Raw genomic sequence first — 12,448 nt, forward strand, 5'->3', positions numbered from 1 at the left:
GGCCCACTTCGTTGCCGATATACAGCTCCCCCGCGACGCCGACCGGCACCCGGTTAAGATCCTGATCCAGCACATACAATTTCCTCGGCCCCACAGCGGTACCGATGGGCGCATAGGCGCTGGTCAGGGAGTCCCCTTCATAGGCGGCCCACAGCATCGGGGTGACCACGGTTTCGGTAGGACCGTAACCGTTGAGAATGCGCTGGGGTTTCAGCACCTGCTGCATGCGCTCGAAGGTTTCCCGGGTGAAAGCCTCGCCGCCCAAAGTCCAGGAACGCACCTTCAGTGCCGGTTGCGTTTGTTCGATCCAGTCCAGCAACGGCCCCATGTAGCTGGGCGGAATGCAGGCGATGGTCACCCCTTCTTTTTGCAAGGCATCGCAGGTTTGTTGCGCGCTCCATAATTTTTGGTCACGAATCACCACCCGCGAACCAAAGGCCAACGGCACCGTCCAGCGCTCTACCGCTCCATCGAAACTGATGGAGGCGAACTGCAGCTCCACATCATCCGGGGTCATGCCATAGCGTTCACCGATGGTCTGCACATGCATGGAGAGACCGGCATGGGTCAGCGACACGCCTTTGGGTCTGCCGGTGGAACCGGAGGTATAGATCACATAGGCGAGCTGGTCCGGGTGCGGTTCGTTGCCGAGAGACTGCGCAGAGAAAATATCCAGCGACAATCCATTAACCGCAATCGGTTTAACGGCATCAACACGGGGCAAGGTTTCAATCAAATCTGAAGACGTGAGCAGCAACTTGGCACCGCTGTCTTCCAGCATGTAGTGCAAGCGGTCGGTGGGATAACCCGGATCCAGTGGCAGAAAAGCGCCGCCGGCTTTCATCACGGCAAGGAAGGCTTCGATCATGGTGACACCACGCTCGAAGGACACACCGACCACATCATCCGGTTGCACGCCCTGTTCGATCAGGTAACGGGCCAATTGGTTGGCGCGGGATTCCAGCTGGACAAACGATACGCGGGTGTCACCGTGCACCAGCGCAATGGCCTCGCCCTGCTCGGCTGCCTGTTGTGAAAACAGCGAGAGGAAACTGGTCGCGTGCCACTCGCCTTCGCCCTGGCTCCATTGCTGCAAGCGGGGCTCGTCGTCACCCAACGCATCCAGCGTGGCCAGTGGCACATCATCCACATGAGACAGCGCCAGCAAGGTACGCTTGAATGCACTGGCCATGCGGTCCACCAACGCCACCGGCAAGGCAGCGCTATCGTGGGCAAACAACATTTGCAGATGGTCACCGGGCAGCACCGCCACGGTGAGCGGGTAATGGGTGAACTCGTGGCTGGTGGGCGTGCCCAGCTGCAATTCGCTGTGCTCACTGCCCAGCAGGGATTCATCCAGCGGATAGTTTTCAAAGACCAGCAAGGTATCGAACAAGCCTTCTCCGCCCCAGCCGGTATCCTGCTGCACTTCGAACAGCGGCGCATGACCCTGTTCGCGCAGCGACGCATTATCCGCCTGCAGCTGTCTCAGCCAATCGGCGATGGGTTGCTCACCATTAAGGGGCACCGTCATGGGCAAGGTGTTGATGAACAGGCCCAGCATACTATCGCTACCGGCCAGTTCCGCCGGACGACCGGCCACGGTGTTGCCGAACACCACCCGTTGCTGGCCGGTGAACCGGCCCAGTACTCGCGCCCAGGCCGCTTGCACCAAGGTATTGATGGTCAACCCTTTGTCACGGGCTGCCTGGCACAGAGCCTCGCTGGTCGCAGCATCAAATTCGATCGGGTGACGACGGAATACGCCTGTATCCGGCGTACCGACGGACTCCACAAGACGGGTTGGCATCTGCACCGGCGATAGGTATTGCTGCCAGAATTCCCGGGTCGCGCCGCTATCCTGTTGCTGCAACCAGCCAAGATAATCCGCATAACCCTTTGGCGCCGCCGGCAGTGTCTTGCCGTGGTATAGCGCCATCAATTCGCTGAGCAAGACCCCGGTGCTCCAGCCATCCATGAGGATGTGATGCAGGGTCAACACACACAGGAACGAGTGCTCGCTGGTGCGTAACAGGTCGACCTGCCACAAAGGCGCCGCCTGCAGATCAAACCCTTTTTCCAGCCGATGCTGGCACCAATCATCCAGTGCCGATTCGCCGACTTCACGGAGATCCTTCTCCAGCCAGGGCAAGGCTACCTGCTGCGCAGACCAGACCGCCTGATGGCGAGTATCTGACAGGGTCGCGGGCAACAGACTGGTGCGCAGCACACCATGGCGCACCAACAACGCCTGCCACGCCTGACGCATTCGCGCCGGATCCACCCCGGTGAGCGGCAACACCAATTGGTTCACATAGGTGCTGTTGCTATCACTGAGCTGCGAATGAAACAGCAACCCCGCCTGCAAGGGCGACAGGGGCAGAATCTGTTCCGGACGCTGCGCAAGGGAATCCAGTTGCGCCTGATCCAGTGATGCCAAAGGCACATCGGCCGGCGTCAGTACCGGCGCCCGGGAATCGCAATGCCGGGCCAACCGTTCGCACTGCTGCAGCCATTGATCCACCAGCACCGCACCCTGTTCGCCAGACAGGCTCACCCCATCCACATCCACACGAATCCGCAACTTGCCGTTCTGTTGATCCGCATTGATCACCAGCGGCGCATCCGCCGGCGCATCCGCTTCCTGCCACAGGCCCGCGTCCATCAGCGAGACACCGGGCAAATTATCGTGACGGAACTGGCCAAGATAATTGAACAACACATCCAGGCGATGATCGCCGCCGGTCAGCTTGCCCTGCTGGACCAGCAGCCCATAGCCCAGACCGCCCTGCGCCGATTCGCGCAACTGTTCCTTCTGCTGTTTGATCGTGGTCGTCAGATCATCAGCACAGTCCAGTCGCTGCGGATACAGGCTGGTAAACCAGCCCACGGTCCGGCTTAAATCCAGCGATTCATCGTTGCCACTACGGCCATGGCTTTCACGGTGAATGCGCACCACCCGGCGATCACAATACTCCGCCAGGGCTTGCGACAGGGCGATCAGCAGAAATTCTTCCAGATTCAGGGAGGCGTAACGGTTTGCACTGTGCTGCCAGCGACGCAGGGTCTGCGCATCGGTTTCACGGACGAAGTGGCTCGCCGGATCGGGCTGGGATCCGTTGAACTTTAATCCATTGAACTTTAATCCATTGAATAACGGCGGCATGGCTTCACAAACCGTCTGCCAGTAAGGCAACGCCAGCTCTGCCTGTGGCAGCCACTGCTGATCCAGCGCTTCGCGCCAGTCACGCATGTTATGGGTCTTGCGTGGCAGCGATGCCTTGCCACTCTGCTCGATCTGTTCGCAGGCGGAAAAAAAATCTTCCAGCAGGATTCGCCAGGACACGCCGTCCACCGCCAGATGATGGATGGTGAGCAACAGCTGCGGATTATCTCGTTCGGAAGTGTCACCGGTAACATACAGCGCTCCCAGCAACTTGCCCTGTGCCGGATTCAAACTGCGCTGCACAGCGATCATCTGTGCTTCAATCGCAGCACTGTCGTTGCTGTCCATGGTTTGCAGCAGCGGCGTACCCACGGCGGGCACACACTGCGCCGTCGTGGAATCACTCACGTCGAACTGTAAACGCAGGGCATCGTGCTGAGCGACAAGCCGCTGCAGAGCCTGTTCCAGCACTGCCGCATCAAACGGTTTCTGTATGGAAAAACGCAGATACTGGTTACAGGCAGACAGGCCCCGTTGCTCAATAAAGCGCTGCTGAATCGGCAATAAGGATAACGAACCGGCCAGTGGCTCCTGGCTGGCGGTATTCACCGTCACCGGTTGCGCCACAGCGGCTTGCTGACTCAACACCGGCTGTTCGAATAAATCCCTGGGCGTTAACGCCAGACCCTGCTGGCGGGCGCGGCTGACCACCTGCAAGGCAAGAATGGAGTCGCCGCCCAGGGCAAAGAAATTATCATCGCGGCTGACGGTTTCACGGCCCAGCAGTTGCTGCCAGATCGCCGCCAGCGTCTGTTCATTGTCCGTCTGTGGTGCGTCACCTTCGCTGACGGTTTGCCACTGCGGCGCCGGCAACGCCTTGCGATCGACTTTGCCTGCCGGGGTCAGCGGCAACGCTTCCAACACGACCAACTGGCTGGGCACCATATAGTCGGGTAAGGATTGGGACAAGTCATCGAGGATAGCGGTAACGTCCAGCGATGGGGCCTCGCTGCGCTCGTCTCGCGGCTCAAGCGCCGCTCCTACAGAGGGGCGTGCGACGATGTAGGCTACCAAGCGATCCCCCGTCGGCGATGGCTGCGCCACCACAGCAGCCTCACGGATCTGTTCATTGGCCAGCAGCCGGCTTTCAATTTCGCCCAGCTCAATACGGAAACCGCGGATCTTCACCTGCTGATCCACCCGGCCCAGGTATTCCATCACGCCATCGTCCCGGTACTTCACCAGGTCACCGGTGCGATACATGCGCTCGCCGGGTTCGCCGAACGGGTCTGGCAGGAAACGCTCCGCCGTCAGGTCCGGGCGCTGATGGTAGCCACGGGCCAGGCCCACTTCGTTGCCGATATACAGCTCCCCCGCGACGCCGACCGGCACCCGGTTAAGATCCTGATCCAGCACATACAATTTCCTCGGCCCCACGGCGGTACCGATGGGCGCATAGGCGCTGGTCAGGGTGTCGCCTTCGTAGGCGGCCCACAGCATCGGGGTGACCACGGTTTCCGTGGGGCCGTAACCATTAAGGATACGTTCAGGCTTTAGCACGCTCTGCATGCGCTCGAAGGTTTCCCGGGTAAAGGCTTCGCCACCCAGGGTCCAGGAACGCACTTTCAGTTCGGGTTTTTCCTGTTCGATCCAGTCCAGCAACGGCCCCATGTAGCTGGGCGGGAAACAGGCCACGGTGACGCCTTCGTTTTTCAGCACCTCACAGCATTGTTCCGCGCTCCACAGTTGCTGGTCACGAATCACCACCCGCGAACCAAAGGCCAGCGGCACCGTCCAGCGCTCCACCGCTCCATCGAAACTGATGGAGGCAAACTGCAGCTCCACATCGTCCGGGGTCATGCCATAGCGCTCGCCGATGGTTTGCACATGCATGGTGAGACCGGCATGGGTCAGCGACACGCCTTTGGGTTTGCCGGTGGAACCGGAGGTATAGATCACATAGGCGAGCTGATCCGGGTGCGGTTCGTTGTCGATAGCTTGGGCAGAAAACGCATCCAGTGACAACGTATCCACCGCAATCGCTGTCACCGTTTCCACGCTTGGCAGCGAAGGAACCAGGCCCGATTCAGTGAGCAAAATTTCTGTGCCGCTGTCTTCCAGCATGTAGCGCAAACGGTCGGAGGGATAACCCGGATCCAGCGGCAAAAAGGCGCCGCCCGCTTTCATCACGGCGATAAAGGCTTCCACCATGGTGACGCCACGCTCAAAAGACACACCAACCACGTCGTCTGGCTGCACGCCTTTCTCAATCAGATAACGGGCCAATTGATTGGAACGTGCTTCCAATTCAGCAAACGACACGCGGGTATCCCCGTGCACCAGCGCAATGGCATCGCCCTGTCTCGCAGCCTGCTGTGAAAACAAAGAGACAAAACTATGCGCTTGCCACTGGCCGCCCCCCCGCTCCCAACGCTGCAGCATGGTCTGGTCATCCGGCGCCAGCGCCGTACTCTCGGTGAGTGGCAACGCTGGCGACTGCAACCACTGGTCCAGCACCTGCTCAAACGCCACCACCATTTTCCCGGCAAAGGCACTATCAAGAATGCCGTCCCCGTGGACCAGCCTTAACGTCAGGCCATCGTGCTCATCCGGCCAGGCATCCAGCACCAGATCAAACGGGGTTTCCGTTACGGGCAGGTCTTCCACCCTCGTCATCAGGTTGCCCAGGTTCAGGCTCAGCCCTTTTCCCTGTTGGCGATAATTGAACGCCACCTGAAACAAGGGGTGACTGCCCGAACTGCGGGAATCGCTCAAGGCATCGACAATTTTTTCAAAGGGAAGATCGCGATTTTTTTTGGCATCGTTCAAGGCACTGTGGATCTGTGCAATCCAGTCGCTGACGGACAGCTCAGGGGAAACATGACCCTGCACCACCAGGTTGTTGACAAAAAAACCCACCAGAAACTGATTACTGCCTTTACGGTTGGCACTGGGTACGCCAACGCGAATCTGTGGCTGCCCCGATACCCGAAACAACAGGTACTGCAACACGGCAAGCAATACAGTGAAACGGCTGACGCCCTGCGCCCTGGCAAAATCTTTCAGGGTTTGCGTCTGCTTTGCAGACAGGGAGAAATCCTGAAAACAGGCACGACTGGAGGCACCGGACGGTTGTGACAGACGAGGCAAAGCCAGGGGCTCGCCCTCATGCTGCAGGGTGTCGATCCAGTGATCCCGCTGCGCCTGTGCATCGTCACTGGCAAGCCATTCAGCTTCCGTTTCGACCAGATCCAGATAGCTATTCTGCAGCGGCGGCAGGTTCGGTGGCAGCCCGTCACGCAGGGCACTATAGGCAAACAGAAACTCCTGCATGAACACGCCCAATGACCAGGCGTCGCCGACAATATGATGCAACGAGATCAGCAGCGCATGCCGTTGCTCGCTCAGCCTGACCAGCCGGTAACGCAACAGCGATTCGGTTTCCAGATCAAACGGTTTCGCGTTGTGCTCGCGCCCCAACCGGTAGGCTGCCGCTTCCGGGTCTGCCTCGTTGCTGACATCCTCGACCTGCAAGGCCCTGTCCACGTGCGGCGTAATCCGTTGCCAACCCTGACCATCCCGTTCGACAAATTGCACGCGCACAATATCCTGCCTTGCCACCACGTAATTCATGGTCTGCTCAAGGGCTTCAGGATTCAGCTCACCGTCCAGCCACAGCATGCCACCCAGGTTATAGGCGGTGCTGTGCGGTGAAAGCCGCGTAAATAGCCACAGGCGTTGCTGGGAAGAGGAAAGCGGGGTCCAGCCGGACCCCGTGCGCGCGTTCTCGATGACAGACCCGGTCATGTCAGCTCCTTGCCGTTAATGCAGACGCAAGAGAAAGAATCAGGACGCTTGCGCATCCCGCAGGCGGCGTGGACGCTGGTCTGTCCAGGTCTGATTGATATGCTCAAGGCATTCGCTCTTGTTGCCGGTCACACCGACGGCTTGCCAGCCCGCCGGAACAGGGCGGTAGGTCGGCCAGATGCTGTACTGCTCCTGATCATTGATGACGACAGTGAATTCCGTTTCGGGATTATCAATACTCATGGTTTCCTCGCCGTTGGCAGGATTGAGAGAAAAAATTGAGAGAAAAGCGCGCCGGAGCCCATCGCCCGGGCGCACAAGGCGCGATTAACAGACGCCCTAAACTCCCGCCTCGCGCAATACCTGAACACTCTCTCGAGCGGCCAGATCATCCATTTCTTGCAGCTGGCCACTTTCCATTTTCAACAGGCGATCCGCGCGGTCGAAATAATGATCGTCGTGGGTAATGGCGATGATGGTCTTGCCCGCGGCTTGCAGGCGCGGTAACAGCTCGAGATAAAAGAATTGCCGGAATTGCGGATCCTGGTCTGCCGCCCACTCATCCAGCAACAAGCAGTCCCGGTTTTCCATCACCGCCATCAGCAGGGCCAGACGTTTGCGCTGCCCCTGGGAAAAACGAATATCGCTGAGGCGGCCATCCTGCTGGCGCACCTTGTGTTGCATGCCCAGCGTGGCCAACCAGACATCCACGTCTGCACTCGCCACTTCCGCGCCATCGCCTTTCAGTAATCGGCTGAATAGATGAAAGTCCGTAAACACCGACGAAAAAAGCTGCCGAAATGCCACCCGGTTTGCCTCGGTAACAAGCTCGCCATCCACCCGGATTTCGCCCTGCTGAGGCCGGTAAAGCCCGGTAAGCAAACGGGCAAAGGTGCTTTTGCCACTGCCATTTCCGCCTTGCACGAAAATCAGCTCGCCACGACGAATAGTGAGATCCAGCGGCCCCACTGAAAAACCCGGCGCACCATCCTGATCCGGATAGTGATAACGCACCCCTTGCAGGCTAAGCGTATTGAAACCGGCCAACGTGTCGCCGCCCGCCTGCAGGTCCGCCGTGTCGTCGGCAAGCTCAAGGCCGGTCAGTTTGCGCAGGGACACCCGGGCAGCCAGCAAGGTGGGCAATGCCGCCACCGCGCCAATCAAAGGCGTGCGCAACAGCAAGATGGTCAGTGCAAAAATGGAAGCGGTATTGGCATCTGCCCAGCCACGCCCGGTGGCCAGATAGAACAGCACCCCGATCAGTGCCAGCACCAGGACGTTGGCCAGGTTGCCGGCCAATCCGTTACAAATGTCTGCGCGGGTCACATGGTCACGGTAACCGCGGGCATGGCCATCAAATTCTTCATCGAAAAAACGCGCTGCACGGGGCCGGTTCAGGGCCAGCTCCTTGCGACCATCAATCATGGATTGATAGTCCTGATAAAGATGGTCATCCCCCTCACGGACCTTGCCAACATGGAAGTTGATACGCCCCACCAGCCAGATGCCCATGACCGCCGTCCCCAGCAGCCAGGCCACCGTGACAGCGAACAACCCCGGCGCCAGCCAGGCCAGCCACCCCAGGGCCGCCACGCTGAGCGCGGCGCCGTAGACCAGCTCCGGCAAATGCACAAAGGCGATTGTCAGGTTACGCAGGTCGGTGCTCAGCGCCGCCAGCAGGTGCGGCCCGCCCACCTTTTCCAGTTGCTCGATGTCCGTGGCCAGCACCCGGCGCACCAGATCCCGGCGCAGGCCGTAGACCATCCGGTGCCCCAGCACATGCAGGGTGACCTGGGCGGCCGTGGCAGTGACCAGCAGCGCCACCAGCAACAAGGCAAACTGCAATAGCACCACCGGCAGGTCCGCACCACCGGCCAGCAACCGCTGACTGATAAATGCCAATACCGCCACACTCAATACCGCGCTCAACACACTGAGCACGGCCACCGCCACGAAAGCTTTCTTTCTACGGGAAAATAACAGGCCCATGAGGGTCATGAGAGATGTCCGCCTCCTTGGACAGGGAAAGCAACAAAAGAGAATCGCAATGATATTGATTCTTATTTATTAATCAACCTTGTTTTCGTGCGGTTAGTCCCGTTTTGCCTACGCCCTTACCACTTTGCCTTGTTTATTGATGCCCACCGTCATTGCCGGAAAGTGTCCTGCTCAATACCATTGAGTGACAGCACAGGACTTTCTTCATGACCCAACAGCTCAGCGAGCGCGGCCAGCGTCGCCGACAGGCACTGCTTGATGCCGCCACCCACACCTTCCTGCAGCATGGCTATGAACGCACCACGCTGGACATGATCATTGCGCAAGCAGGTGGTTCGCGCCGCAGCCTGTATGAGTATTTTGGCGACAAACGCGGCCTGTTCAGCGCGGTCATTGCCCACCATGCCCACAAGATGGTGCACGATATCCGCAGCCTGGAACTGGACGGATTAACGGCCCGGGAAGGCCTGGAACTGCTGGGGCACGCTTTTTTCAACGCGCTGACGGATACGGTCAACCTGGAGTTGTATCGGCTGCTGATAGCGGAAGGGTCGGCCTTTGCCCAACTCGGGCAAACCGTTTACGAAGCCGGGCCACACATGTTGCAGGAGCAGTTGCAGCTTTACCTGCAGTGCCTGCACGACCGCGGACTCCTATCAGGAGCCCAGCCCCCATGCCGCCCGGCAGTTTTTCGGGATGATCAAGGCCGATTTCCAGCTCTGCGCCCTGCTGGCTCCCAGCCAGCTTCCCGACGAAACCGCGATCACTGCACATATCCAGAGCTGCGTAACGCTTTTGTTAGACAACCACTAGTCCCACCGTTGGCACCACCTGTCTGCTCGGTATACATTGTAGATATCCGTCACCCTGGCCTTGGGGGCTAAGATGGCAATATTGGAAATGTGACAGGATTCACAATATGCACAAAATTGCACTGGCTTTACTGGCAAGTTTTTTGCCGGTTGCGGCCAGCTACGCCGATGGCATGGACGCACTGTTCCTCAAGCAGGTTTACGCCAACGGAGGCAACACCCTTTATTGTCAGGAGCCCTTCAAGCCCGGTGATCGCATTTCGGTAGAGCAGATTTACGATGAACGCCGACTGGCTCAGCATTTTGGTTGTCGCAGCAGTCGCCTTTGCGAAAACAATCCGCAATTTGCAGACATTTATAAAGACCGTCACGCCCTCTTCCCTGTCACCCGCCGCGCCGAACTGGATCGCCGTCGCACCCTGTTTGGCGACCTGCCTGACACTACGGCAAAAGACAGTAACTGCGGTTACAAACAATCTTTCCAGGTATTCGAGCCACCGGTCAGCGCCAAGGGAGACGTAGCCCGGGCCATGCTCTATCTCCACGAACGTTACGAGCTTCCCCTGCTGGGTACCCTGGATATGTACCAACGCTGGAACCAGGAAGACCCGGTCACCGACGAAGAGCGCCGCCGCAATAACGTGATCGAGCAACTGCAAGGCAACCGTAATCCCTTCATTGACGAGCCCGACCGCGCGCAGAGCCTGCAAGGCAGCTCACCGTTAATTCCGTAGAAGAGTCGCAGCACGCTTCATGCAGCAGGCAACAACACATCGCCTGATAGGCTGCCGTGATGAACCATAAAAAAACCGCACCCTTGAGGGGGTGCGGTTTTTTAATGCGTGCGGCGTGTTGCGTGCCACATGCAGCGGTCTTTAAAACAGATCCGCATCCAGATCCATCATGGTAGCCGCGCCACTGTTCAGCTGGGCCGCCAGGGACTGGGCTTTCGGCAAGACACGCTGGAAGTAATACTGGCCGGTAATGCGCTTCGCTTTGACGAAGTCATCATCACGACCATCCGTGGCCGCCAGCATCTGGGCCCACAGCCATGCGTAGATCACATAGCCAAAGATATCCAGATACTCCACCGCGCCGGCGCTGATGGCATCCGGGTTGTCACCGGCCTGGGCCAGCAACGTATCGGTGGAGGACTTCAGCAATGCCAAAGCCGCTTGCAGGTCGTCTTTTACTGCAGCCAGCTGCGCGTTGTCGCCATTGGCATCAACCCAGGCCTGGGCATCCGCCAGGAAGGCATCCACGGACTTGCCGCCGTTGCGAGCCACTTTGCGGCCAGCCAGGTCCAGCGCCTGAATGCCGTTGGTGCCTTCGTAGATCTGGGAAATACGGCAATCACGAACGAACTGTTCCATGCCCCACTCACGGATATAACCGTGACCACCGAACACCTGCTGACCGGTGATAGTGGTATCCAGACCACGGTCAGTAAAGAAGGCCTTGGCAATCGGGGTCAACAGCGCCACGCGATCTTCCGCTTTTTTCTTGGCGTCTGCGTCTTCGCTGAACTTGGAGGTATCCAGCTGCATGCCCACGTAGGCGGCCAGGGCGCGGCCCCCTTCGTTGATGGCACGCATGTTCATCAGCATGCGGCGCACATCACCGTGCACGATGATCGGATCCGCCGGCCCGTCAGGGTTTTTCGCGCCGGTGGCGCTGCGGCCCTGCAGGCGTTCGCGGGCGTATTCCACCGCGCTCTGGTAGCTGGCTTCACCCAGGCCCAGGCCTTGCAGACCAATGGACAGACGCTCGTAGTTCATCATGGTGAACATGCACGCCAGGCCCTGGTTCGGCTCACCGATAATCCAGCCTTTGGCATCGTCGAAGTTCATCACGCAGGTGGCGGACCCCTTGATGCCCATTTTGTGTTCGATAGAACCACAGGTGGCGCCATTGGCGTCGCCCGGGTTGTTGTCCGCATCGGGCAGGAATTTGGGCACCAGGAACAGGGAAATGCCCTTGGAGCCCGCCGGCGCGTCCGGCAGCTTGGCCAGCACCAGGTGGATATGGTTGCCGGTCAGGTCATGCTCGCCGCCGGTGATGAAAATCTTGGTGCCGGTGATGTTGAAGGAACCATCGTCGTTGGGCACGGCCTTGGTGCGCAGAATGCCCAGGTCAGTACCGGAATGCGGTTCGGTCAGGCACATGGTGCCGCTCCACTCACCACTGTACAGCTTGGGCAGGTACTGGGACTTGAGCTCTTCGGAGGCGTGGGCGTCTACCGCCAGGCAGGCACCGCTGGTCAGCGCCGGGTACAGGGCAAATGAAGAGCAGGCACTGTGCATCATTTCTTCGAACAGTACCGCCAGGGATTTGGGCATGCCCTGGCCACCGAATTCCGGGTTACCGGAAAAAGCGCTCCAGCCATTTTCGGCGAAAGTCTTGAACGCGTCCTTGAAGCCGTCCGGGGTGGTCACTTCCCCGTCGTTCCAGGTACAGCCCTGCTCATCGCTGTTGCGATTCAGCGGAAACAGCAGCCCTTCGGTCATTTTGCCCGCTTCTTCCAGAATGGCATCGGACAAATCCTGAGTCACCTCTGCGGTGGCCGGCATGGAGGCCCAGAGCTGATCCGCTTTGAACACATCGTTGAGAACAAAACGCATGTCCTCGAGGGGGGCTTTATAGGTCGCCATTTGCACATCTCCCG

6 protein-coding genes and 1 pseudogene are annotated in these 12,448 nt (G+C 59.1%); 3 read left to right on the forward strand and 4 right to left on the reverse strand.

The window, feature by feature from the left end; all coding sequences use genetic code 11:
* The 3 genes from COA55_RS09420 to COA55_RS09430 form a co-directional block, all read right to left on the reverse strand.
* The coding region (locus tag COA55_RS09420; protein ID WP_290501777.1) for a non-ribosomal peptide synthetase at positions 1–6,973 on the reverse strand (6,973 nt) is incomplete at its 3' end.
* 39 nt (positions 6,974–7,012) lie between these two features.
* Positions 7,013–7,216 (reverse strand): MbtH family protein, encoded by a 204-nt coding sequence (locus COA55_RS09425; RefSeq protein WP_063519371.1) that lies wholly within the window; start codon positions 7,214–7,216, stop codon positions 7,013–7,015.
* 96 nt (positions 7,217–7,312) lie between these two features.
* Complete coding sequence (locus COA55_RS09430; protein WP_290501780.1) at positions 7,313–8,971, reverse strand: multidrug ABC transporter permease/ATP-binding protein; 1,659 nt, start codon at positions 8,969–8,971, stop codon at positions 7,313–7,315.
* 311 nt (positions 8,972–9,282) lie between these two features.
* Between COA55_RS09430 and COA55_RS09435 the strand changes: the two are divergent.
* The 3 genes and pseudogenes from COA55_RS09435 to COA55_RS09445 all read left to right on the forward strand — a co-directional run.
* A pseudogene (locus COA55_RS09435) lies at positions 9,283–9,573 on the forward strand (TetR/AcrR family transcriptional regulator); the annotation flags it as partial.
* A gap of 94 nt (positions 9,574–9,667) precedes the next feature.
* A complete protein-coding gene (locus tag COA55_RS09440) occupies positions 9,668–9,784 on the forward strand; it encodes a hypothetical protein (protein ID WP_290501837.1) in 117 nt (38 codons plus the stop codon).
* Positions 9,785–9,890: 106 nt separating this feature from the next.
* The gene (locus COA55_RS09445; protein ID WP_290501781.1) at positions 9,891–10,517 is read left to right on the forward strand and encodes an endonuclease; all 627 of its coding nucleotides are present in this window, start codon (positions 9,891–9,893) and stop codon (positions 10,515–10,517) included.
* A gap of 141 nt (positions 10,518–10,658) precedes the next feature.
* Here the strand turns inward: COA55_RS09445 and COA55_RS09450 are convergent, their stop codons facing one another.
* Positions 10,659–12,434 (reverse strand): acyl-CoA dehydrogenase C-terminal domain-containing protein, encoded by a 1,776-nt coding sequence (locus tag COA55_RS09450; protein WP_290501783.1) that lies wholly within the window; start codon positions 12,432–12,434, stop codon positions 10,659–10,661.
* Between the last annotated feature and the right edge of the window lie 14 nt (positions 12,435–12,448).

It is taken from the genome of Alcanivorax sp. (genome assembly GCF_002733835.1).
Classification (GTDB): Bacteria; Pseudomonadota; Gammaproteobacteria; order Pseudomonadales; family Alcanivoracaceae; genus Alcanivorax.

Excerpts from the sequence above, each read along its gene's own strand:
- COA55_RS09430 (WP_290501780.1), bottom strand. The coding sequence starts at position 8,971 with ATGACCCTCATGGGCCTGTTATTTTCCCGTAGAAAGAAAGCTTTCGTG.
- COA55_RS09440 (WP_290501837.1), top strand. The coding sequence starts at position 9,668 with ATGATCAAGGCCGATTTCCAGCTCTGCGCCCTGCTGGCTCCCAGCCAG.
- COA55_RS09445 (WP_290501781.1), top strand. The coding sequence starts at position 9,891 with ATGCACAAAATTGCACTGGCTTTACTGGCAAGTTTTTTGCCGGTTGCG.
- COA55_RS09425 (WP_063519371.1), bottom strand. The coding sequence starts at position 7,216 with ATGAGTATTGATAATCCCGAAACGGAATTCACTGTCGTCATCAATGAT.
- COA55_RS09450 (WP_290501783.1), bottom strand. The coding sequence starts at position 12,434 with ATGGCGACCTATAAAGCCCCCCTCGAGGACATGCGTTTTGTTCTCAAC.